This is a genomic window from uncultured Corynebacterium sp. (genome assembly GCF_946998835.1).
Lineage (GTDB): Bacteria > Actinomycetota > Actinomycetes > Mycobacteriales > Mycobacteriaceae > Corynebacterium.
Genome location: NZ_CAMQAZ010000004.1, coordinates 79,900 through 104,458, shown reverse-complemented (window position 1 = coordinate 104,458; position 24,559 = coordinate 79,900). Strand labels below are relative to the sequence as shown.

Genomic DNA, 24,559 nt, shown 5'->3' with positions numbered 1-24,559 from the left:
TTGCCTAGGTTTTGGGTGCGTTGCTGTCGTACAATCAGGCAACCTATCGCGCCTCTTTCAGAGCGCGACAGTATTGAAATACCTCAGTCGAAAGAGCTTGGCTGTGCCAGCGGCGAAACTTTCCGGAGCCACCGTTTCGCATGAGGCTAATGACAAATTGGCGTGCGTCTATCAGCAAATCTGGTTCCGTCTTAAAGAATTCACGGAGTGTTCCTATCGGCATTTCGACGCCCACAGTGTCAATGAGACTGTAAAAATGTCGTTCGAAATATATCCAAGAATGCTCACTTCTGATAATGGCGTTGTTGTAGCCTTTGTCGAGGACACATGAAGGCAGATTAAAGAAGACAAGCTGGTGCATATCTGCGATGCGCCCTTCTGGGTCATCGAAAGGGAATCTAGGAAAATAACCTAGCTCGAGATTTCCGACGTTGAGTGTTGCGAATCGCCCACCCGAGGTATTCGGGTAGTCAGAGATTGTCCAGTACGTAGATTCCAGTTTTATTGCATCAGGGATTACGTGGCTGAGACAAAAAGCGAGATCATCTAATACAGCCGTATAGGTTTCATCGGATACCGAGGTTGGAACCTTGGAACGAAGCTTACTTGGAGTCGATGGGACTTCAGATAGGCGTAATTCTAGGTTTTCAAGTTCGTAATTGCCGTGGCCGAGTGCCCAATGGTTCTGTTCCTCGACGGTGACAACATCATCAAATTTTGAAGGCTGATTGTGGCCAAGGTTGAAAACCTTGTTCCGCAATTCAAAGCCGAGTGATTTTTGCCTAAAGATTTCTTGGTATTCCGCTTCGTCAAGATTTCCCACTGGCATCTCGCGGAACTGAATTGCTACAACGTCGTCCCAACCCTTGTGGTGGGATGAGCCGTGGACATGTGTCGCAAAACGGCTGACAACGTTTACTGATTGACCGACATATCGACAGCCATCGGCGAACTCGAGAACATAGATGCCACGTCGGTGGTTGCTGATTAGTGAGCTGATGCTCATGCCAGGTTCTAGTTCCCAGCGTTTGAAAACGATGTTGTCACCTGCAGGGTTCATGGATATTGATTTTATGGGTAGCGATTCTCCCGTAGTTAACCCTGCGCCAAACTCTCCGACTTCCGCTAGCCTGCGTGCATAACAATGAGTTTTCATTTTCCCAAAAACCTTTGACAAGCCAAAGCATATTGCTAACGAGACTGCAGAAAGGGAAACCACATGCCACGGAAGCGGAAGAAACTGGTTGAGAACTTCGAAGAGCTGCTCGAAGCCGGTGACATGGATGCGCTGAAAGCGGTTTATGACACTTGCACTCTCAACGCAGTTTTCGGATACAGCAAGGACACTGCACTGGCGCTCTGTGGCACCCCTCCGGAGCTCATGCGCTGGCTAATCGACCAGGGGCTCGACGTCAACACCGAGAACCGCTTCGGTAAAACCGCCCTGGCAGAGCACGCAAGCCGGGGCGACATCGACAAGATGAAGCTTCTGCTTGACTGCGGTGCCGACATCGAAGCTGGCAAACACTGGCCTCTATTCCAGGCAGCGAAGACCCATCAGCCCGAGGCGATTGCGTTGCTGCTGGACAATGGCGCTGACCTTCACCGCGAGAACCGCCTCGGTCACGGCCGGACAGCGTTCAAAGAGGCCGTCGCTACCGCCGATATTGATGCTCTCAGTCGAGTCCTAGAGAGTATCGAGGTGCTCCTGGACGCTGGTTCGGAAATCGACGACGAAGTGCGCGAAGAGTTCACCAAGTTCGGTCGCTGCTACAACCGCATGTCAGACAAGGCGCGCAACGAGTACCAGCCGGTCATGGATCGTCTCTACGAGCGCATCGGTGCGGAACATCCGCAGGTAGTCACACCTCACGACGGCCACAGCGACATCATTGTCCCTGCAGATAAGTCAACCAACGACCAGTTCCGATACCTCTGGAACTACCTGGTTCCGGGTGGTGGTGCAGCCGAGACTGTGCAGGGCGAAGTTATTCGCATCGTCGGTCGGCTCGGGTACGAGGTCCTAGAGATGGGCTACGTCAACTGGGACGAAGACTATGCCAAGATGACCGACTTCTGGCTGGAGACGGTTGGGGCTGCCGAGGGTGCAATGGCCGTCGTGAAGCAGCGTAAAGCTGGTGAAGCGGACATTGATGCGTTGATGGAAGCGGCCGTTGCGTGGGTGGCGGAGCACCCGCAGCCAATTGCGTTGGGCGAGGTTCCGTACCGACGCTAACCCCGGTTAGGTGTTAAAAATCTGTTAATGGTTGGCCACTGCATCAATCGGTAGTGTCAGCCGTTATCTTTGATGGGTGGAATCCGTATACCTAACAGCAATACTGTTTTCGATTATCGGCGGGCTCGGTGCGTCGTTGCTTCGGCTGCCGCCGCTGATTGGTTTCCTTGGGGCAGGCTTCGCCGTTCATGCAATGGGGCTTGAGGAAATCCCGTTCATTGATTCGCTAGCCGAGCTCGGTGTTACCACCTTGCTGTTCACGATCGGGCTGAAGCTAAATCCGAAGGATATCGTGGCGCCGCGAGTGGTCTTTTCGGGGTTGGGCCACGCGTTTTTAAACACGGTAGTTTTTGCCGCGCTATTCGGTATCGCCAGTTTCTTGCCGCTGCGTGAACTCACCGGGCTGTCGGTAACCGCGCTGATTTACATCGGCATCGCAACCTCGTTTTCATCGACGGTGTTTGTGATGAGCCACTTGGAGGAACAGAACCGCGGAGCTTCGGCCATCGGACGCATCGCGATTGGTGTGCTCATTCTGCAGGACATCATTGCGGTCGGCGTGCTGGTGGCATCGTCGGGTAAGACCCCGGAGCTGTGGGCGCTGGCGCTGCCGCTATTGTTCTTCATTCGCCCGCTGGCAGCGCGGCTTCCCAACCGCATGTTCCGCACTGAGCTGCTGGTTCTCACCGGTATCGGCATTGCGGTTGCCTCGTATTCGGCATTTGAGTTGGCAGGGTTGTCCGGCTCGCTGGGGTCCCTGGTGGCCGGCATTCTGCTGTCCTCGCACCCGATCTCTGACCGTCTGTCGGAAGCTCTGATTAGTATCCGCGAGTTGCTGCTGGTCGCGTTCTTCATTGAGATTGGTCTCGGTGGTCTGCCGAGCGCGGGCGGCTACGTTATCGCTGCGATTATGGTGCTGTTCCTGGTGTTCAAGGCCACTATCTTCATCTGGATTCTCAAGCGCACCGGACTGTCGCTGCGTACTAGTGCGTTGGCGGGCCTGACGTTGAGTAACTACTCGGAGTTCGGCCTGATTGTCATGGCGGCGGCGACGCAACAGGACATTCTGCCGGAAGAATGGACCTCGATTATGGCAGTCGCCGTGGCGGGTAGCTTCATTGCCAGCTCGCTGATGGCCCCGCACGAAGACAAGATTGTCAGCTTCCTGCAGAAGTTCGTCCCAGAAACCCCAGAGGACCGCCTGGTGCCAGAAGAGGCAAAGGTCATTATTGATAACGCCGATGCTCTCATCATGGGTATGGGTCGAGTCGGCGTTGGTGTCTATCGCAGGTTGGTTAATGAGTACGGCATGAACGTCTTCGGCGTTGACTTCGATGAGGATCGCATCGAAGAGCTGCGTAAGCAGGGCTACCAGGTCATCCCAGGCGATGTGACAGACCCAGAGCTCTGGCACCACATCGAGTTGGAGAAGAAACCAGCGCTGTACGTGCTGGCGCTGTCTGAGCACGCTGAGACCTACGCGATGATTCAGAACATCCGTAAGCAGGACACCGAAGCCGTGGTTGCTACTACCACCAAGGTGCAGCGGTTTAAGAGCCAGCTTCTTAACGTTGGTGCTGACATGGCTGTCTACCTATACGATGGTGCTGGCGAGGAGCTCGCCGACCGTGCAGTGGAGGCACTTAAGCAACACTCGTAGTCGCATCCGTTAAATACGGCAAACAACAAGCCAGCCGATTCGTTCGGCGATAAGCTGATTTCATGTCAGTCACCCAAAACCAGATGCCCGCGAGTCCTATTCGATCCAGTCGCAGTGCGATGTTTCGGATGACCGCGGGCCTTGCTGTTGTCATGCTCGGAACTCTCGTCGGCTGCTCATCTTCAGATTCCGAAGATGCCGCCGCATCACAAAGCAACAATGATCAGAGTGAAGTGCAGTCGCAATCGACGTCGGCAAGCGAGGGCGATAATCCGAAGATGCCGTCGCCGACGAAGGGGACAAGCGCCGACAGCATCGGATTCGATGAAAGCGCCTACCAGAAAATTGACGTTCAGCGGTTTAGCCAGAACGGAATCAAGGCGTTCTACGTCACGCTAGACGGGAAAAAGAGCGAGTGTTTCTACTCAGACGGCGCGGTGACGTGCATCGGTAAGGCTGATTCGTCGATCCCTGATGTGGAGGTTCCGCCGTTCCCACCACAGTCGCCGGGCGCAATCATGCTGAATACTTCAGGTGCCGCGTACACGCTCGTCGAAGGGGTACCGCCGGCTCAGGAAGAGCTTGACGACGGCCAATGGACGAGCTTCGGCACCGCTGCGTGTGCGAAGACGGATGCGAACAAGCTGGTGTGCCAGTCTGATAACGCGGCCTTTGCCATCGAAGGCAAGGACCGGAAGATTCGGACCTCTGGCAAGGTTTTCGATTCCGTCGAGGAACTCATGGCCCAGGGGAGTGAGCCGGCGAGGGGCTACAGTCAGGGCACGGATGCACTTGTTCAGGGGCCGATGATGTGCGGTGCCATGGAGGGCCATCGTCTGGCGGAAGTGGTAAAGGGTGAGATGACCTGCGCTGAGGCCATGGATGTGCTGGATCGGTACGACGCAATCAAGGACACTGAGGGCGGTGGCAATACGCTGACGGCCCAGGTGGGGGACTGGGTATGTAGTTCGCCGACATACGCGAGGTCACAGGAACTCCAGGCTGCGACGGTGTGTGAGAATTCTAAGCGGGGACTGCGAGTCCACGAGCCGCTGATGGGTTAGGTCGGCTAGCTGGGGTAATGGGAATGCCCCGGCTAACGGCATTTCGGAACAGGCCTAAGCTGGAGGTATGACTGATTTATATCTCGTGCGGCACGGCGAAACTGAGTGGTCGCGCACTGGGCAGCACACCTCGGTAACTGATCTCCCGCTGACTGACAACGGACGGGAAGAAGCCAAGGCCTTAAACGGCTGGCTGGATCCGAAGGACTTTGGGCTGGTGCTGGCATCGCCGCGTACGCGCGCCCAGGAGACTGCCCGTTTGGCGGGATTCCACGACTTTGAGGTCGACGAGGATCTTGCGGAATGGTTCTACGGCGACTACGAGGGGATTACCTCGAAGGAAGTTCAGAAGACTGTTCCGGATTGGCAGATTTGGACTCACGGTGTGCCCAATGGGGAGACCGCGGAGGAAGTCCGTGAACGTGTTGAGCGTGTGGTCAAAAGGGTGCGCGAATCGGGCGTGGACAAGGCAATCGTGTTCGCTCACGGCCACTCGCTGCGTGCGCTCACGACGGCTTGGCTGGAGCTGCCAATGCCGCTTGGCCAGTCCTTTCCGTTGAATACTGCGTCGTTGTCCGTGCTCGGTCGCTACCATGACCGACCTGCTGTGTTGCGGTGGAACCTCTCGCGGGGGTTGTAACCGCGAGCAGAGTTCGCCTGCCGGCCGAAAAGCTGCGAGCATATGATGTGAATCTCCCCGAAAGAAACGGAGTCCGCGTCCAATGACATCCATTCCACCCAGCAATTTCTTTCAAGCGATGAGGCCAACCGGCAGTAGGTCCGGTTTTGCGGTCTTGGACTTTGAGACCACCGGTTTTTCCCGGCATGACCGAGTCATTGAAATTGGTGTGGTGCTTTTGGACGCGAACTGTCGTGTCGAGTGGACGTGGCAAACTCTGGTGCAGCCGAACCGGGGTTTCGATAACTCAGATGTCCACGGCATTACCCCCACGGATTTGGTCGGGGCACCCACGTTTGAGCATGTTGCGCGCCGCTTCGCCGATGTTCTCAACGGCCGGATTGTTGTCGCTCACAACGCTGGCTTTGAGTACAAGTTCCTGACCAACGAATTCGGGCGTCTTGGCGTCGAGCTTGCCGACGGTAATTGGTTGCTGGACACGATGGTGCTAGCTCGGCAATTTATTCCTGGCCAGCCTGTTTCACTGAAAAATGTTCTCAGCATCATGGGCATTGAGAATAGGGCTGCTCATACGGCACTTGCGGATGCCGAGGCGACCGCGGCAGTGCTTCAGCGTTTTGTACAGGCCCGCCCTGACATCGTGGACTACGCCGAGCCGCTTTATTTTGCGCCAGCGCAGTTGGCACAATTACACATTTCCGATGTGCCACTGCTCGAACGCAATGATGCGCGGGCTGGTGGAGATGCAACTGCCGCAGGTGCCGGCACGAGCCAGCAAGCCCCCGAGAAGCTGTGGCTGCAGGAACTCACACAACATGTGCCACGAACTGGTGATGAGGCTTCCGATCAGTACATTGGCTACCTTGTCCAGGCAATGGTCGATGGGCGACTGGACATGCGAGAGCTGGCCAAGCTGCACGGCATTGCCGCCGAGCATGGGTTGAGCGCAGATGATGTCAATATGCTGCACGAGCAATACCTGCAGCAGCTGATTGTGCAGGCCTGGGCCGATGGCGTGGTGACAGAGCAGGAGCGCAGCTGGCTGATTCGAATTGCCGGGGAGCTCAACATCGAGCGCAATCGTGTGGAAGATTTGGTCACTTCTGCCCGAAAACTGGAACTTCGCCCTGGTGACCGCGTGACTTTCACCGGTGCCATGGCAACCCCGCGAGAAGTATGGGAAGCACGTGCGCGTGCTGCTGGCCTTGATGTCGGTGGAGTTATCAAGGCGTCTGTGGTTCTTGTTGCCGCGGATGTCCACACGCAGTCGGGTAAAGCGAGGAAGGCTCGGGCACTGGGCATTCCCATTGTCGACGAAGTGACTTTCGCCCATGCGCTGGCAGAGCTAAATGCTGCGCAAAAGCGCGAAGCGGAAGACACCCCGCGCCCAGAGCCCACCTCTGACAGCGAAGAATCCACGGGCAGCGACCCTCTGTCCGAGCTGCAGGACCTCACCACAATTTTCCCGTGGCTGGCTGATAGGGACTTCAGCGGAATCGGCGAAGACGTCCTGGGAATTGCGCAGGCGTGGATTAAGAATCACCAGACTTCGGGGCTCACAGGGCTGTCGCCGTACATGAACTTCGTGGTGTTCCCAGAAAGCCCGGAATGGCAGCGTGTTTTAGCCAAGTTGGGGCTAACAGAACCGGAGGTCAAAGACACTTCGCTGCGTGACCGCCTGATTCGCGAACTCACCGTCCGCGACTTGCAGGACCTCAAAGGTTACGGTCGTGTGCGCGTCCAAAAGCTGGTAGCTGATGCCGTCACCCATGCATTCGATGAATTTGAAGCGGGAGAGGCCAAGGACATCGGTGATGTTTTCTCCTCACTGCTGGGCAATGCTCAGCCGGATGAGCACGCTGCAGAGCACTCGGACGAGCACCCGGCGGATACTCCCTTCGACAGCACTGACGATTTCGGCATTAGCTGGGACGACACGACAGCTCCCGAGACATCGGTGCTGCTGGATTGGTTGGCAATCACCGGTGCCTCCAAGCGCATCCTCGACGAAGGAGAGGGCAAGGCCTACGTTCCCGAAGCCGTGCGTGAACAAGTGGGCAGCCTCAACGCCCGAATCACCGACATCCTCACCGGTGCCGAACGCGAAATTCAGAACATCACCGACCAGGACGAACGCTTCCCGGCAATCCTCAACCGCCGCCTGCACGACGGCGCCACCCTGGCGGAGCTCGGTCAGCAATTCGGTGTTTCCCGCGAACGCGTCCGGCAGTTGGAGTCCACACTGCTGGCATCACTTGCCGATGCCGGCCCCAACTGCGAAATCCTCCGCACCGGGCTCTTCCACCGCTACGCACCGCTGGCGACGATTAGCCAGCTCCGCCACGATATGCCAGGCCTGTTCACCGTTCCCGATGGAATGTCCGCACCGCTGCTGAACCTGGTCAACCTCACCGGCACCGCGGGTGCTGCCGTGCCCCAGGCACAGTGGAGCGTCGAGGGCGAATGGTTCATCGCCAACGGGTTCGAGGACAAATTCGCAACCGCTGTCGAGCAGCTCACCGATGACTTCGGCATCGCACCCGTGTCTGACTTGGTTGCCGAGCTCGACCTCCCCGAGGCAACCGTGCGCGAGTGGATCGCCCAGCGCACCGGGTACAAGATCTTTGAGGGCCACCTGTTTACCAAGGTCACGTCGGTAAGCGATAGGGCAGTGGCGTTGCTTGCGCACCGTGGCAAGCCGATGCACATCGACGACATCGCCACCGTTATCACCGACCGAAACTCGCGCGGCATTGATGGCCGTCTCGCGCTCGACCCGCGGACGAAGCGGTGCGCGCCGGGCACGTGGGCGCTGGCGCAGTGGGAGCTGGAAGAGTGGACGACGATTGCCGACTACATCTCTCGACGTATTGATGATGCTGTCGCACAGGGGCACGATGGCGTTTTGCTTGACGACGTCATTGCTGGCGCGACCGTGTTCGGAGTATCTGAAAACTCCGTGCGCACGTACGCCGGCGGTGGTGAGTTCGTGGTGGAAGACGGCTACGTTCGTAAGCGCTCGGCCGAGGAAATGGAACCGGTCGATGCCACGCCGGAGGAATCCCGTGGCCTCTACTTGCGCGATGGGCAGTGGTGCCTGCTGCTGACTATTTCTCACGATCATGCGCGTGGCTCGGGAAGCGCTATTCCCACTGGTGTCGCGGGCATGTATGGGCTGGGATACGGCGAAGAGAAGCTGTTGCCATCCAGGTTGGGTGACCAGCGTATTGTCGTTGGCCGCACGAACACTTCGATGTCGACGATTTCCCGCTTTGTCAACGATATGCAGCTGGCCGAGGGCGAGCGTGTGTGGATTCACTTCGGTGACACTTTCGACATCACGCGTGCGCCGGCGGAAAACCCTGACGCGGAAGGCCTGGCGGCGCTGGTTAATGCTTTTGGTCTCGACGAGGAGTTCGCCGGTGAGCTCTCTGCTGAGGGGAACGCCGGTGAGCTCGATGTCGATGCGGTGCTCGCGGCAATCAATAGGCAGCTCGGTCTGCCCGCCGATGCACCTCGCCGCAAGACGGTCTCACGCCTGCGCCATCGCCGCGATGACGAGCTGGCCGACACCATTCAAGCTCTGTAGGCGCCTGTGAATCACAATTCCGATGCTTTCGCCCGAGTAGTCGACCGTGCCCGTGGCGTGCTCTACGGCCAGGTCATCGGCGATAGCCTCGGGGCGCTAGTGGAGTTTTGTAGTGCCGAGGACATCGCACAGCGCTATCCGCACGGTGTCCGCGAGCTTGCCGAGGGCGGCACCCACAACATCGCCGCCGGTCAGCCCACCGATGATTCCGAAATGGCGCTGGCGTTGGCCCGCTCACTGGTGCGCTGCGAAGGCTACGATACCGCCGATGTCCGTGAGTCCTATGTGCGTTGGGCAAACTCCGATGCTTTTGATATGGGGGAGGCCACCACGGCGGCGTTGCTTCGGCGCGCACCGAACCCGAATTCCCAGGCCAACGGCGCGCTCATGCGCATCTCACCGTTGGCTATCGCGTACTGGCGCAACCCCGCACGCGCTGGCGAACTCGCCCGCAAGGATGCCGCCATCACGCACCCGCACCCGGTGTGCGTCGACGCCAATTCACGTTACGCATCCGCGCTTGCCGACGTCATCAGCGGTGGCCTCCACCAGCCGCGCCGCGGCATTGGCATAAGTGCGCTGATGGAATGGTTGGCCTCCCAGAGCACGCAGTGGGAGACCGAGTGGCAGGCCAGTGGTGCCATGCTGGACAGCGGCGAGCCGGATTTCTCTGTGCATCAGGGCTGGCTGCGCTTTGCGCTGTGGGCGCTGCATGAAGAATTGCGCCAGGTAGAAGACAAAACCACGACCTTTGAGGACTCCCTGGTCCGAGTCATTGGTCGTGGTGGCGACACCGACACTAATGCGGCCATTGTTGGTGCTTTTCTCGGTGGCGTTTTTGGTGCCTCCGCCATTCCACAGCGGTGGCGTGACGTGATTGATTCCTGCTCGCCGAAACGGAACCGGCCCGCGGAGTATCACCCAAACGATGTTGTGGAGTTGGCGGAGCAGCTGGCGGTCATCGCGAACTAACCAGCGTCCGCGCTGCGCTCAATTTTCTCCAACCGGTTCTTCAGGTCAATGACCGCGGCCATGCTGCCGTCAAAGACTTCGACGGGGGAGCCGTAGTCGTTGTAGGGCGCATTGAACAGGTCGGACACGGTGACAATGCCGTTTTGAACCAGGCCTGTAATCACTCGGTTCATAAATTCCAGCTGCACCGAGTTCAGATTCGCGCCGTCGATCAGGTCAGCGAATGCCGCGCGGGCAGCGCCTTCCTCAAGACCGATTACCGTGCGCACGAACCGGCTCAGCGACATGCCAAGTCGGTGCTGTAGCTCGTCGACATCGCCAATTCCGGCTTCTGCGACGAGCTGCTCCAATGACTCCACATCTACTGGTGTCAGCGGGATCGCCTTGTGTAGCTTCTGCAGCACAAGGGAGTCACCATGTTCTTCCAGAAGTTCGCGAATCTTCTGCTCAATGCTGCTTTCTGTGACGGCGAACGATGCTGCGGAGGCGGGTAATTCCACTTCCTGCAATTCGCCAAACTCGTCTTCAATGTCGGTAATCACGACATTGCGCCTGCCGCGGTCGACATGTCGCACCAGGGAACGCATGCCACGGCGCAGTAGTTCTAGCTCATCCAGGCTGACGCCTTCCCACCACGACTCAGATGCCGCATTTTCCAGCAACTCAGCTTGTGCTGCAATCTCTGGAACATTGAGTTTGGTCAGCAGGTTTTCCGCCAGCCGCATGACTCGATTGCGCGGTGCCTCAGGTACGGCTCCATCAACCGTTTCCAATCCCTCGGCGACGGCTTCCTGCATCTTCAAAATCAGCAGATCGAAGCGCTTCGCGAATTCTTCGTCCGCTGCAGATGCAAACGGCAGGTCTGCCAGATAGTCTTCGAGCTCCGCAATGTCTGACGCATTCAACTGATTCCACGAGCCCGGGCGCAGGTATTTTTCCAGATACGGTCGCGTCTTCGGACCGACCAGGGGACTGTTGACCGGAACCTGTGAGAGCTGATTACGCAGGTGCGTCTTCACCGAATCTGCCAGGTCAGAATCGGTATTCGAGTGTCCCAGCAGGTCGATCAGACGCAGGCGGGCGAGGAAAAGTCGTTCCTGCAGTGACTTTTGTGCTGAACCGTCAGTGCTTTCCGACGAAGCCTCTGCGCTAAAACGGTGGAAGTTATCGCAGTAGTCGAAGACGTAGAATTCCGTCTTATCCATGGCTTCACCAAAAAGGTTCTTGCAGGTACGAGTACCGCGGCCAATCATCTGCCAGAACTTGGTCTTGGAATGGACGGGCTTGAAGAACACCAGGTTGACGACAGCCGGAACATCAATACCGGTATCGAGCATGTCCACACTCACCGCAATGTCGATGCTGCCTGGTTTGCTGGATTCGAAGGCTTCAATCAGCTGGTTTGAGCGGGAGGATTCATGGGTAATGACCTCGGTACGCAGCGTCGGATTAGCCACCTGTAGGCGCTCGCCAATCTTTTCCGCATGGGCTTGGCTGCGTGCGAAGAAGATGGTCTTACCAATGCGGTCGGCACCAGCGACTTTGATGCCGTTGGCCAGCACTTGGGTAATGACCTGGTCAATAGTGTCTTGGTTAATTAGCTTGGAGTTGATCTCTGATGCGGTGGCACCTTCGGGTGCGGCCAGCTTGGCACCGTCTTCGTCGGTACCCCAGTCCTTGTTATCCCACTCGATTTTCTCTTCTTCGCTGAGCTCGTCGTAGACGATGCCGTCGCTCAGGATGATAGAGCTGGTGGAAAACACCTTGTAGGGAACGAGATACCCGGCGGCAGTAGCTTCTTCCAGGCCGTATTCGCCGGTCGGCTTGCCCTTGGGTAGCTGGAATAGGGAATAGGTGTTGCGGTCGACTTCGTCACGCGGGGTAGCGGTGAGGCCGAGGAGCAGCGAGTCGAAGTAGTCGAAGATTCGGCGGTAGCGCCGATACACACTTCGGTGTGCTTCATCGACGACGATGAGGTCGAAGGCGTACGGGTCGAACTGTGTGCCCATGAGTCCGACCATGGTTTGGTAGGTGGACACGTACACTGACCCGATGCCGTTGGGGTTTTCCAGCAGGTTGACGATGCCTGCTTCTTCGTAGTGAGCCTGGAAGTTCTTCGCAGCCTGCCGCACCAACGCTGTGCGGTCGGCCAGGAAGAGAGCATTCTTCACCCAGCCCGCCTGTTGCAGGAGTTTGACTAAGGCAATGGATACGCGCGTCTTACCCGTACCTGTTGCCATCACCAGCAGTGCTCGGCGGTGTCCTTGCCCGTAGTGCTCGGTGACGGCGCGGATCATCTGCTCTTGGTAGAGACGGCCAGCAATGTCACTGTCAACTGGGATTTCAGAAAGTGCCTGTCGCTGCGAGCGCTTGGAGATCATCAAGTACAGCTCATCCGCGGTCGCATACCCTTCGACGGCACGCGGCTGGTAGCCACCGACCTCCGGAAGCCCCGCGGCATCGTCCCACAGGTGAACTTCGTAGCCGTTGGTGTAGTAGATTACCGGGCGGCGACCGTAGTGCTGTTCAATCTCGTCGGCGTATTCGCGGGCCTGCTCACGCCCAGCGCTGATTGATGCGGCAGTCTTCTTCGCCTCAACCACAGCCAGCGGCTTGCCGTCTGCTCCCAGCAGCACGTAGTCCGCGCGTGTTCCGGAGGGCAGTAGGAACTCGGCAACGAGGTTGCCCGCGGCAGTGGTAAATCCTGCTTCCGCAAGCATGGGGTCGATGATGTCGCGGCGGGTGTCTTCCTCGCTGATGGCGTAGAAATCGCTGGTATCCACTGTCCCCGCATCTGCTTGTGCGGCGACCAGTTCTTCACGAGTCTTCTCTTCCAGCTGCTTGCGCAGCGCTTCCAGCTCTTGGCGGAGCTGTTCTTGCGCCTCAGCGTCTTGAGCCGCTTTCTTCCGAAACAGTTCTTGTTGACGCAGGTGTTCTTCCCGCTGTCGGTGCAGCTCTTCGCGTTCTTCGCTCAGTAGCAGTGCGTCGCGCTTGCTGGCGTCGAGTCGGCGCTGCAGCTCGTCCAATTGGGCTTTGCTTGCCGACGGCTGTTTCGGAGCCTCCTTGAGGAAATCCGGGTTAAACGGTGCGCTCGGCAGCGCTGCTTTTCCCTTGTCTGAGGTGTTAGCGGTAGCCCACACCAGGAAATCGTACAGCTGCGCGATGGAGCGGACCGCTAGTTGTGGGTCAAAGAATGCGGCCCCGTGTGCGGCGATGTTGCCGATCTTGCGGACCGCAGTGATTTTCCCTTGAATGACCTGCGGCACGAACTGGCGGAATTGCGGCCGACCTGTGAGTTCAGCGAATGAGTACCCTTCAGTTTCCAGCCCGAGAAACTTGCAGATGTGGAAAGTCAGTCGCTCGGCGACAAACCGAGACTGGAAAGCGGAAGCCCTGGGATTGGAGAGGGCTGCGGCTTCAGCATTTCGGCAGTCAGCCAGGAGTGAGGGGAAGGCAGCCCCGACGAATCCGAAGTTGGTTCGAGGTGCTGCCATGTGTTCCTCCGAAGGTTGCTGATTGGGGTCGGTGCGTGGCTGGGTGCTGTAGTTCGTGCATTCAACAGCGTTTATGCAACGAGTCGAGTATATCGAGGCAAGTGGCGGTGAATCACTAGAACGCGCAAAGCGTAGGTTCGTTGAGAGATATCCGGCATCAGCGTTTCTATGATTCCGAGACTTTAGAGCTGTCCTGCGAATGCTCGGGTTGCGAGGGACTGGTGGAGTTCTTCGAGAAGTGACTGTTTCTCAGCGAGGAACTTTTTCTGTTGTTCAATTCGAGTGAGTTGACGTTCAAATTCCCTAGTTGTTAATTCATCCCTCAGAGGTATACGAAGCGACCGTGCTTGTGAAATAGTCATTGTGTTTAAGCCGGAAGTAGTCTTCGCCAACCGAAGGAGCTGTGTTCGCACTGATACTGATGACAGAAGGGCATTGAGGACAATGGGGCTGACCTCTGTAGGCCTTACACGGAAAAGGTGATTCTGGAAGACCAAGTGTCGAGACCCTACCTTTGCAACTGCCGCTCGACCAACTTCTAGCGGGTTAGCATTAGCTTCAAGCATTAGGATATCGCCATCTTTAATGGTGCAGCGTTCGAGTTCTTTCTCAGTGCATCGAATAGTCTTTAAATTGTCGAGGATTAAATTATTTCTTTGAATATTTGCTACTCGTAGATATTCGACCTCAACTGGATTTACCCCGCGGGTTTTACTTAGAGATAGTCCTCCTTGAAGGTTCGCAAGGCTTTCTAAACGGGGTGTTTTCGATGGATCAGCGACGTACTTTTCAATGCATCCCTGTCTCGCAGTATTCAGTTTGTTGATTGTCTTGTTGACAATTGAGTTTTGGAGGGTGCTGTGTCCTAATATTCTGGCAATCCTCCGCTGGTCCTCGAGGGGAGGGAGGGGGATGCTGATTTGCTGTAAAGACTTTTTATTCAGGGTCTGCCCAAGAACTGCATCATTTCCACTGGTCAGATTTCCGCTAACTCGTAATGCCGCCATTAGGAAGTTTTTATCTAGCGAGGTCGAATCCTTTGGGAGGATTGCTGCGATTGCTTCATTGGTAAATAGCTCAATCGTTGAAATTCCTACTTTTCCGATAGACAGTTTAAACGAAAAAAATACGGTCCCGGCCGGGTATGGAGTGATATTGAGTTCTCGAACTGCAAGATCAGTAATCTGCTCTGATGTTGTTGAAAGTACAGCCCCCTGGTTCATATCTTTAATAGATAACCAGGGAGTTCCTACGCCCCAGTAGGCTTTATTTTTTCGAGCGGGAGTTTTTCCAATTTTAATATCGCAAACATCCCCCAACTTCACCATCGGCCACTGGTTCATTTTGCACCTCCCAGCAGGTCCTTGAGTTCCTTCATGCCAGCTGCAATCTCGACATCAAGCGCTTCAATTTCAGCAATAATCTCTAGCGGATCGCGGGTCTCAACATCCTCGAAGACGATTTCCTTGTAGCGGTTCATTGACAGGTCGTAGTCATTGTCCGCAATCTCAGTTACCGGCACACAGAAGCTTTGCTCGGTGCGGGCACGCTTACGCTCGGAAGTCTCGCGAAGAGCAAAGCGGGCCACAACATCGGGAAGGTTGTTCTTCTCATGCTGCTCCGCAGTAAGCTCGACCGGCTCGGGGCGGTCGGTTGGATCATCATCCTTAGGCAGGCGGTCCTTGGGCACAGGTCCCAACAAATTCAGTGGCAACAGCTCGGTGCGCTTGTCGTCCAACGAGCGGCCGTCGGCAAGCACTTCGTAGAACCAGACGTCCTCGTTCGCCTTCGAATCGGTGCGCGTAAAGCACAGAATTGCAGTGGATACTCCCGTGTACGGCTTGAACGCGCCCGAAGGCAGCTTGATGATTGCGTCGAGCTTCTGGTTTTCCACCAGCTCTTTACGAATCGCCTTGTGCGCCTTCGTCGAACCGAAGAGAACGCCCTCGGGCACGATGACGGCGGCGCGACCACCGATCCTGAGCAGTGACAGGAAACGGTTGATGAACAACAACTCGGTCTTCTTGGTCTTGCCAAGGGAGGTGAGTTCTTTATCCAGGTTGCTTTCGTCCACGCTGCCCGCGAATGGCGGATTGGCGAGGATGAGGTCGAAGCTTTCCTTGTCTTCGTCGGGGATGGTTCCCAGGGAATCTCGGTAGGCAATGTTCGGGCTGTTAAAGCCATGCATGAACATGTTCATTGCAGAGATCCGCACCATGGTGGAGTCAAAGTCATAGCCGGTAAGACCGTGCGCTTCGAACTCGTCGCGGACCGACTTTTTCATCAACTCGTCGCCGTGGTGATCGCGAATCCACTCGGATGCGTTGACCAGGAAGCCCGCGGTGCCGCAGGCGGGGTCGATGATGCGCTCGCTGGGGGAGGGGCGCATCAGTTCCACCATCAAGTCGATAATGAGTTGGGAAGTACGGAACTGACCATTGGTACCGGACACGCTCAGCTTAGAGAGCATGTACTCGTACAAATCACCCATGAAGTCTTTGTTGCGCAGATCCAGTTTGTTGATCAGCGTCATCACAGACTTTAAGGTGTTTGGGTTTTCAATGCCGAAGTTGGCAGAGCGCATGTGCTGCGCCATCACACCTTCGCCAGTAGTGCCATTTGTGTCAGCGCCCAGATTGCGGAGGAAGGGGAAGACCTCATCGGCCATAAGGTTCTTGACCTGGGTTGGGTCCGTGACGGCGAGGAGGTCCCGCCAGCGCAAGTGCTGCTGGTCCGGGCCAAAAATATCGCGGGACTCCGGTACTGGTACTCCCAACGAACGCTGCTGGTCAATACTATTTTGCTGCTCATCCAAGAGGCGGAGGAAAAGCAAGTACGTGAACTGCTCAATCACGTTCATTGGATTAGTGATGCCGCCGGTCCAGAACACGTCCCAGATGCGGTCGACATCATTTTTCAAAGCACCAGTAATCATGGGTCCAAGTGTATCGGCAGGGGCGGACCCTGAAGCTCATTGGCTATCGTGTGGCTCGACCAGGTGTGCGAGGGGTGCGTGACACTGCGCTGTTGAGCTTCCCACTTAACTTCCCACTAACTTCCCAGAGTGTTATGTCGAGTGGGAAGTTGAGTGGGAAGTTAAAAACGCCACGCCGGGCAGACAGCTAGCTCTTTTGCGCTGTGGTGTCTTCCTCGCCCGTGCCATCGGAGGCAGAGACTCCTCCATCAGTCGCCTCAGTCATCTCGTTGGTCTGGTGATACCACTCGGTCAGCTGTTCCATACCGGACTCGACTCCCGCGGAGGAGCCGACACCCTGATCCTTGTCAGTGCGCTCAACAGACAGTTCGAAGTCATCGCCGTACTCTTCCAGACCGCGTTTGACTGCGTTGCGGACCGCGGTTTTGGCGAAGGTGGTGCGGATTGCCTGCGGGTCGGTGCTGAGGTCCTTCACGAAGGATATAAGCAGTGCGATGATGATTACCACGAAGGGCATTGCCGTCAGAATGGTCAGTGACTGCAGGCCGGACAGGGCATCCTCTCCGCCGGTGAGGAGCATGACCACAGCGATGCCCATCATGAGAACACCGAAGCAAACCACGACCAGCTTATTCGGCTCCGGATCGCCCTTGGACGCCATCGTGCCCATCACCACCGATGCCGAGTCAGCAGAGGTAATGAAGAAGATTGCCAGAATCACAATCACCAGGGCAGAGACGACACCGCTAAACGGCAGCTCGCCAATCAGGTTATAGAGCACCTGCTGGGAAGAGGCAGAGCCGTCAAAGCCGGGGACGTTGTTGCGGGCGAAGTCGATAGCAGTGCCGCCGAAAATAGAGAATGCGAGCATCAGTACAAAGGACGGCACGATGATGGTGACCAAAATGAACTCACGGATTGTGCGGCCACGGGAAATGCGGGCAATAAACATGCCCACGAAGGGAGCCCAGGCAATCCACCACGCCCAGTAGAACATCGTCCACGCAGCCTGGAAGTCCAGAGTTTCCTGGCCCCACGACAACGAGCGGGAGGACATATCCAGGAAGTTATCCAGGTAGTTCAAAATGCTCGATGGCAGAAGGTTAATCAGGAACAGAGTCGGTCCTGCGACAAAGACAAAGAAGAGTGACAAGAAGGTCAGCATGATGTTGGTATTCGACAAAATGCGAATGCCCTTCGACACACCAGAGACTGCCGAGATAATAAAGCCGACGCTTAAGAACAAAATAACTACAAGAAGTACCGCCATCGAGGGAGTAAAGCCGACGAGCGTTGAAATACCCTCACCGATTTGCAGCGTGGCAATACCCAGGGAGGCAGCAGTACCGAACAGCGTCGCCACGATCGCCAAAATGTCGATGGTGCGACCAATGGGGCCATCAGTGCGTTTCAAAATTGGCATGAAGAGCGAAGATACCAAGCTGGCGCGGCCACGGCGGTAGGTCGAGTATGCGAGTGCGCCACCGACCAGTGCATACAGCGCCCATGGTGAGAAACCCCAGTGGAAGTTTGCCTGGGCAACTGCTCGGTGCAGCGCTTCCTCAGTGTGAGCCTCCACCGTCAGCGGTGGCGGTGAATGATAGAACGCCAACGGTTCAGACGGGCCGAAGAAGTAAATACCGACACCGATACCAGCAGCGAACATCATGGCTACCCAGGAAAAACGGGAGTATTCCGGTTCTTCGTCATCCTTGCCCAGCTTGATATTGCCGTAGCGGGACATGGCAATACCCAACATCACAATGACACAGATAACCATGGTGACATTGAAGAGCCAGCCGAAGTTTTTCAGGCCCCACGACAGAGCGGCCGAAGAAACCGAGGAAACTGTTTCAGGGCTGGTGATGCCCCAAACCACAAAGGCGATAATCAACACCGCGTTGACACCGAAAACAAGCTTGTCCAGCCCGAACTTGTATTTCAGCTCTTCGACACTGAAGCCAGGCACCAGTCCTGGGTGCATATTGGCAGGGTAGAGACCGATTGCGCGTTTAGTACGCAGTGCACGGGCTCTATCCAGGGTTTCATCAAGAGGGCTTAGTTTCTTCTTCGGGCGTTGTTGTTCTGCGTCGTCCACGCCGAGTCTCCTTGGTTTACTTTTTATCCAGTTAACCCTCTTTCCCGAAGAGTTTCTTCATTTAGATAGTTGGCTAGATAGTTGGCGTGGACGTTAGGGGACTCGGTGAGTCCAGCCCTCCGTGCCGTATTTGGTGTCAATAAGATGCTGCGCCGCAGCGAAGTCCTCGTCGGAAAGCGATGCCTCGGTGGCACCGTAGCGGTTGATGAATGTCTGCTTCATCGTGTCAATGACTTCCGCGCGGCTGGCGCCAGTCTGACGGCGGAGCGGATCGACGCGCTTCTTCGCGCTGCGCAGGCCCTTATCGGCAATCTTGGCCTTGCCAATGCGCAGGACTTCCATCATTTTGTCAGCGTCGATGTCATAACTCATGGTGACATGGTGAAGCACTGTCGAACCACGGCGCTTCTGTGCGGCACCGCCGATTTTGCCACCATCGGAGGTGATGTCATTGATGGGGACGTACCACGCATTGACGCCGAGCTGCGCAAGTGCAGCGATGACCCAGCGGTCGAGGAACTCGTAGGATTCAACGTAGCTAAGACCGGCGACCAGCTTCTCTGGCACATAGAGCGAGTAGGTGACGCAGTTGCCGCCCTCCATGAACATCGCGCCACCGCCGGAGAGACGACGCACCACTTGCACATCGTGCTTCTCTACACCCTCGGGTTCGAGTTCGTTGACATAAGACTGATATGAACCAATCACAGTGGCACGATCATCCCAATCCCAGAAACGCAGAGTTGGTCCGCGCTGTCCGGAATTGACTTGGTCAAGGAGGACCTCGTCGAGAGCAACATTCATCACCGTCGGCAGGACACCCGGCTGCAACACCTCCCACTCCAGATCTGTGAAGTCGACAGCCTGTGTCAGTGCGCGGCGAACGACCTGGGCAATGACGTGGGTATCAAAACCGTGCAGTCGCACCTCGCGACCAGACTGATCCTCAAAATCCTTCAACGCCGCATCGAGTCGGGCCTGTAAACGCTCCGTGTTGTCCCCGGCAGGCGCACCGAGGAGAGCGTCATTAATGATGTCGTAGGCTTCGTCGGGCTCGAGGAAAAAGTCGCCCGAAATGCTTATCGACGAAATCGTGTCACCGGTGGTCTCACAGTCGGCGACAACCAATTTGCCGCCGGGAACCTTCATTTCTGAGTGGAACTTCTGTGCGGAGGTCATAGGTTTCGATGGTACTCGCGCCGAGCGTTACGATGTCCTCCGTGTTTACCTCATCAACTTTGGATCACCGTGCCCGCAAAATTGTTGCGTGGGTAGCAGGCCTGAATCTTCTCGGATTCTTTATTGAATTAGTTGTTGCCTCAATTATTGGCTCCGCAGCGCTGTTCGCCGACGCTGCAGACTTTCTTGAAGATTTCCTCATCAACCTGCTGGTTCTCACCGCATTGGGTTGGTCGCTGGCGAGCCGTCGTAAAGCAAGCTTCGGCCTTGCCGGGCTGATTCTGATTCCGGCGATTGCGGCGTTCGGCACTGCCATCTGGAAGATGGTCAGCGGTGAGCCGCCAGAGCCACTAACGCTGTCGGGGACGGCAATTATCGCGATGGTCATCAATCTAGTCTGCGCGATTTTGCTGATGAACCTGCGCAAGGCCGACAGTGCGCTCATGCGCGGCGCATGGTTGGCGGCGCGTAATGACGTCCTGGCGAACCTGCTCATCCTCGCCGCTGGAGTGGTCACCATTTTCTGGTTCAGCGCATGGCCAGACATCGTCGTGGGGCTTGTGATTGGCGTCATTAATCTCACGGCCGCGAAGGAAGTCTACGAGCAGGCGCGTGCCGAAGACCCCGAGCTGGAGATGGATGACGACGACTAGCGCTTACTAGTCGTGTGTTCTTACTTCCACATATCCTTCTGCCACTGCGGCTTATGAGCGTAGGTGAACTCGTAGTACTCCTTGTTCTTCAGCTCACTGGCTGCGGCCTGGTCAATCACAACTGTGGCCCGTGGGTGCAGCTGCAATACGGACGCAGGCATGGAAGCGCTTAGCGGGCCCTCGATGGAAGCGGCGATAGCGTGTGCCTTTGCAAGGCCTGTAGCTAGCAGCAGGAGATGACCCGCTCGTGAAATAGTGCCAAGGCCCTGGGTGACCACGTGGTACGGGACATCTTCGGCGGAGTCGAAGAAGCGGGCGTTATCCAGCACGGTCTGCGGGTGCAGGGTCTTAATGCGAGTCAGGGAACCGAAAGAGCTGGCGGGCTCGTTAAAACCGACATGCCCATTGGTGCCGATGCCCAGCAACTGAATGTCGATGCCGCCGGCCTCGATAATCTTGCGTTCGTAGTCCTCGCAGGCAGCGCCAATGTCGTCTGCGAGGCCATCGGGAATATGGACCCGCGCCGGGTCGACATCCACGTGATCGGAAAACTCGTTGTGAATCACGTGGTAGTAGCTCTGCTCATGCTCGATGGGGAGCCCCACATACTCGTCGAGTGCGAAGAAACTGCAGTCCTTGAACGTGACATCACCGGCCTGATGGCGACGAATCAGTTCCCGATACGTCGCAAGCGGGGTCGACCCTGTCGCTACACCAAGGTTTCCACCTTTGTTGGCGTAGTGAGCGAGGTAGTCCGAAGCGATGTTCGCGACTTCGGCCTCTGTATCGGCGATGATGATTTCCATAGTGGAATACTCCTGAAAACGAGGGCGCGTTGCAAGAATGGAAAAAAGGGGGACGGGCAGAATGCTCGTGACTCCGCAACACTAGAGCGTGCCAGTGCTATCCAATTGAGATTAATCTGGCAACAGTAAATATCGGTAATCCATCCCCGTTTTTCCGGCGTGAGTTACTTCACCCAGAAATTGCCGTCTTCATCCTTGTAGATGATGTCGCCAGCGTGAGCGACCTGGGTGTCATTAACCTTCAGCTCGCGCAGATCAAGAGTTTCCACGGTCGGCTCGACGAACTCGCCACCGTCAAACCACGCTTGGAAAGCATCAACCGAGGACGAAGAACCGGAGAAACGGTGCTCTTCGTATTTCTGAGTTGAGGCCTTGTTACCGTCAATCGCCTGCCTGACGGTCGGAGTCACAGCAACGGCACCCAAGACAGCAACTATGCCGATGATCACAGCGGCGATAGTGCGGTAGGTGACGGAGCGAGAAATCTTCATGGGTCAATTCTAAGCGGATTCAGCCCCCGGGTGGAAAGGCATGGATGAAAGGCTACCGCCCGCCGCCTAGCGTCACCCGCCACCTGCCACCTACCGCCACTCGGCAGTAGCCGGGTCAATCCCTTCCTTACGAGCCTGAGCTTCAATCAATTCCAGCAGGTAGCCGGCATTGCCGCGATAATACCGGTCAAACCGGGAATCAGCGACGTACATGCGTGCCAACAGAATCTGCTTTTCTCGGCCAGCCTCGTAGAAGCGGGTAATAGAGGCCAAGTGACGGTCAACTAGCTCGGCCGCCTCTTCGGAACCTGGCTCCACGTGTCGCTCGGCAGCGTCGGCAAGCGCATCGGCAAAATCCTTAGCCTCTGCCTCAAGAGCAGCCCAGTCGTTATCGTCCATTTTTTCCTGGGCCTGCTGGGACTGCTCCCACTCGGTAGTGTCACCCCAGCGTTCCTCAGCTTCGGCTTCTAGATTCTGCCAATCGCGGCCCAAGAGCTTTGCCTTCGTCTTTGCTTCCATTGTGTGTCCTTCCTCAATCAGTTTGTCCAGAGACTGCACCATATGGTGCAGGTCAGCGATCTTCTCGGTGAGAACTGTTCGCTGTGCGAGCAAACGATCTTTCCGACTTCTCGGGGAAGAATCGTCGTGGATGAACTCCTCGATAGCCTTCAACGGCACACCAGCGGCTCGATAGACCAGAATCTCCAGCGCGGTGTCGATATCCTCATCGGTGTAGAGGCGGTAGTCGGACCACGTGCGATACTGCGGGCTGAGCAGCCCGATGGCATCCCAGTGTCGCAGCGTGCGCGTGGTAACGCCCAGGAGTTCGGCTGCCTCGCCGATGGTGTACTCGTTGTCGTTGTTGCTCACGGAAATCATCTTTCTGTTTGACGCCGCGTCAAGGTCAATACCTAACGCCGGAATCAGATGAGGAAGTTTGCTGCGGCAGCCGCTGGTGTGCCGTTCCGCAGCCCGCTAACCTTCGGCTCGCTACCGCAAGAGCCGAAGCCTGTTGATTGCCGCCGCAACCTCTTGGACACGTGGCTCGGCCAAATGACCAGAGTTGGTGAACTCAGCTGTCGCGTCGAAGAGCGAATGACAAAAGTTGTCGTATTCGCGCTGGATAAGCTCGGTGAGGTCAGTACGTCCATCGAGCTGCTTGACGACGGCCCCCAGAATCCGGGCAATGGCTTCTGTTTGGGAGGAATCCATCAATTGGCTGACAGCGCGCAAGTCAAGATTGTCCTTGCCCACCTGAATCAGCTCCAGACCACGAGCACGCGGTGGCTTAGGTGGTTTCGCACCGCGCCCGCCGCGACCGCCACGACCACCGCGACCGCCATGCCGGTGACCACCACGGCTCCCACCGGCAGGGAAGTCAGCCCGCAATAAACGCTCACCGATCTGCGAAAAAGCTGGCGATGGCGCAGCCGGAGTGGCAGATTCGCGCAGTTCACGGGCGCGCTCGGTGACGTCGTAAGGCGTGTACGCATCCATAGCAATCACGGTGTCCGCGACATCGATGAATGCGCCAGAACCGCCAGCGACGATGACCGTGGAGATGCCGTGGTCCTCCCACAGCTCGCGGACCCGCGCGACCAGTGGAGTAATCGGCTCGCGGTCATCGGGGATGAGGCGGCGCATGCGCTCATCGCGAATCATGAAGTTGGTCGCGGAGGTGTCCTCATCGATGAGCAGCACGCGCGCGCCGGCACCCAGCGCCTCCATCAGACCCGCAGCTTGGGAGGTCGACCCCGATGCGTTCGCCGTGGAAAACCGAGTCGTGTCATCACCGGAGGGAAGACCGTTGATAAACGGCGAAATATCCACACCAGTGATGGCCCGGCCGTCCTCGGCACGCAGCGCAACCGCAGTCTCATCGGCGACTACGAACTCGCGGCCATCGCCAGCGACATGGTCATACACGCCTGTGACCAGAGAGGACAGCAGCGTGGACTTGCCGTGGTAGCCACCGCCGACAATCAAGGTCACGCCCCGCGGAATGCCCATGCCGTGCACCGTTTTCCCCGAAGGCAGCTGAAAACTGTGCTGCAACGATTCCGGCGCGCTAAACGCAGTCGCGCCGGGCTTCGGCAACTGGCTATTGCCCGCCTGCCGAGGCAACACCGCACCGTCTGCCACAAACCCAATCAGGTCCGCGTCCGCCACCGCACGGCGCAAAAAGCACTGGTCATACTCCAATTCTGCGGCTGCCTCGAGCGCATCGATGGGTGCGTTCACGATGGCGTCGTCAAGCGCGTCCAACAGATCCTCACAGATCAAGCGCGCCGCCTCGCGCCCGATAATGCGCCGACCGCGTGCGGGCAGTTGGATTTCCAGGCAGATTTGTAGGACATCGCCATGCTTATCGACGCCATGCGTATCCCCACGGAGCTCAGCGACAGCTGCTCGGCGCAAGACCTGCTGGCCTGGAGAATCAATGAACAGCCCGCGGCCATACTTCTTACAAGCGCGCACGAGGCGGCGGTTCAGCAAATCGAGCTCAGCCCTGCTGAACCTGCCCGGTTGTGACCGCGACGCACCGCGATAGTCCAGCACTGACAGTGGAATCTGGACACGAGCCCGCGATGCCGGGGCGTAGGGGTCGGACTGGACCTTGTCGATGTATAGCGTCGCGTCCAGGTCCGGCAGCTCGTGAGAGCCACGCAGAGATTTGTATGCACCGTAGCTCTTGCCATCGAGGTTGGAAAGACGTCGATAAAGGTCAGCGGGCATATTTCT

At 57.0% G+C, this 24,559-nt stretch carries 17 protein-coding genes; 7 read left to right on the top strand and 10 right to left on the bottom strand.

Annotated features, from left to right (window positions below):
* Positions 1–43: 43 nt before the first annotated feature.
* Positions 44–1,060 (bottom strand): GIY-YIG nuclease family protein, encoded by a 1,017-nt coding sequence (locus tag Q0U90_RS02405; RefSeq protein WP_297451161.1) that lies wholly within the window; start codon positions 1,058–1,060, stop codon positions 44–46.
* Positions 1,061–1,219: 159 nt separating this feature from the next.
* Here Q0U90_RS02405 and Q0U90_RS02400 point away from each other — a divergent pair, with 159 nt between their 5' ends.
* From Q0U90_RS02400 to Q0U90_RS02375, 6 genes are all read left to right on the top strand, one after another.
* A complete protein-coding gene (locus Q0U90_RS02400; RefSeq protein ID WP_297451158.1) occupies positions 1,220–2,236 on the top strand; it encodes an ankyrin repeat domain-containing protein in 1,017 nt (338 codons plus the stop codon).
* Between the two features lie 76 nt (positions 2,237–2,312).
* Positions 2,313–3,896, top strand: coding sequence for a cation:proton antiporter family protein (locus Q0U90_RS02395; protein WP_297451155.1), 1,584 nt, complete (start codon positions 2,313–2,315; stop codon positions 3,894–3,896).
* 128 nt (positions 3,897–4,024) lie between these two features.
* Positions 4,025–4,960 carry a hypothetical protein gene (locus Q0U90_RS02390; RefSeq protein ID WP_297451152.1) on the top strand — a complete coding sequence of 312 codons (936 nt, stop codon included), beginning with the start codon at positions 4,025–4,027 and terminating at the stop codon, positions 4,958–4,960.
* A 67-nt stretch (positions 4,961–5,027) separates the two neighbouring features.
* The gene (locus Q0U90_RS02385; RefSeq protein WP_297451149.1) at positions 5,028–5,600 is read left to right on the top strand and encodes a histidine phosphatase family protein; all 573 of its coding nucleotides are present in this window, start codon (positions 5,028–5,030) and stop codon (positions 5,598–5,600) included.
* Positions 5,601–5,682: 82 nt separating this feature from the next.
* Positions 5,683–9,189: an exonuclease domain-containing protein gene (locus Q0U90_RS02380; protein WP_297451145.1), complete on the top strand. Its 3,507-nt coding sequence runs from the start codon at positions 5,683–5,685 to the stop codon at positions 9,187–9,189.
* A gap of 6 nt (positions 9,190–9,195) precedes the next feature.
* Complete coding sequence (locus Q0U90_RS02375) at positions 9,196–10,161, top strand: ADP-ribosylglycohydrolase family protein (protein WP_297451142.1); 966 nt, start codon at positions 9,196–9,198, stop codon at positions 10,159–10,161.
* Here Q0U90_RS02375 and Q0U90_RS02370 read toward each other — a convergent pair.
* From Q0U90_RS02370 to Q0U90_RS02350, 5 genes are all read right to left on the bottom strand, one after another.
* The gene (locus tag Q0U90_RS02370; protein WP_297451139.1) at positions 10,158–13,655 is read right to left on the bottom strand and encodes a DEAD/DEAH box helicase family protein; all 3,498 of its coding nucleotides are present in this window, start codon (positions 13,653–13,655) and stop codon (positions 10,158–10,160) included. The genes Q0U90_RS02375 and Q0U90_RS02370 overlap by 4 nt on opposite strands.
* A gap of 182 nt (positions 13,656–13,837) precedes the next feature.
* Positions 13,838–14,998, bottom strand: coding sequence for a restriction endonuclease subunit S (locus Q0U90_RS02365; RefSeq protein WP_297451136.1), 1,161 nt, complete (start codon positions 14,996–14,998; stop codon positions 13,838–13,840).
* The gene (locus Q0U90_RS02360) at positions 14,995–16,590 is read right to left on the bottom strand and encodes a class I SAM-dependent DNA methyltransferase (RefSeq protein ID WP_297451133.1); all 1,596 of its coding nucleotides are present in this window, start codon (positions 16,588–16,590) and stop codon (positions 14,995–14,997) included. Before Q0U90_RS02360 ends, Q0U90_RS02365 begins: the two co-directional genes overlap by 4 nt.
* A 187-nt stretch (positions 16,591–16,777) precedes the next feature.
* Positions 16,778–18,574 carry a BCCT family transporter gene (locus tag Q0U90_RS02355; protein ID WP_297451227.1) on the bottom strand — a complete coding sequence of 599 codons (1,797 nt, stop codon included), beginning with the start codon at positions 18,572–18,574 and terminating at the stop codon, positions 16,778–16,780.
* Between the two features lie 207 nt (positions 18,575–18,781).
* Positions 18,782–19,867, bottom strand: a complete 1,086-nt coding sequence (locus tag Q0U90_RS02350; RefSeq protein WP_297451130.1) for a biotin/lipoate A/B protein ligase family protein — start codon at positions 19,865–19,867, stop codon at positions 18,782–18,784.
* Positions 19,868–19,899: 32 nt separating this feature from the next.
* Here Q0U90_RS02350 and Q0U90_RS02345 point away from each other — a divergent pair, with 32 nt between their 5' ends.
* A complete protein-coding gene (locus tag Q0U90_RS02345; protein WP_297451224.1) occupies positions 19,900–20,520 on the top strand; it encodes a cation transporter in 621 nt (206 codons plus the stop codon).
* A gap of 20 nt (positions 20,521–20,540) precedes the next feature.
* Here the strand turns inward: Q0U90_RS02345 and nagB are convergent, their stop codons facing one another.
* The 4 genes from nagB to Q0U90_RS02325 form a co-directional block, all read right to left on the bottom strand.
* The gene (gene nagB, locus Q0U90_RS02340) at positions 20,541–21,326 is read right to left on the bottom strand and encodes a glucosamine-6-phosphate deaminase (RefSeq protein ID WP_297451127.1); all 786 of its coding nucleotides are present in this window, start codon (positions 21,324–21,326) and stop codon (positions 20,541–20,543) included.
* A gap of 164 nt (positions 21,327–21,490) precedes the next feature.
* Positions 21,491–21,817, bottom strand: coding sequence for a hypothetical protein (locus Q0U90_RS02335; RefSeq protein ID WP_297451124.1), 327 nt, complete (start codon positions 21,815–21,817; stop codon positions 21,491–21,493).
* A gap of 90 nt (positions 21,818–21,907) precedes the next feature.
* Positions 21,908–22,696 carry a MerR family transcriptional regulator gene (locus Q0U90_RS02330; RefSeq protein WP_297451122.1) on the bottom strand — a complete coding sequence of 263 codons (789 nt, stop codon included), beginning with the start codon at positions 22,694–22,696 and terminating at the stop codon, positions 21,908–21,910.
* A 111-nt stretch (positions 22,697–22,807) separates the two neighbouring features.
* Positions 22,808–24,553 carry an ABC-ATPase domain-containing protein gene (locus tag Q0U90_RS02325; protein ID WP_297451119.1) on the bottom strand — a complete coding sequence of 582 codons (1,746 nt, stop codon included), beginning with the start codon at positions 24,551–24,553 and terminating at the stop codon, positions 22,808–22,810.
* Positions 24,554–24,559 lie beyond the last annotated feature (6 nt).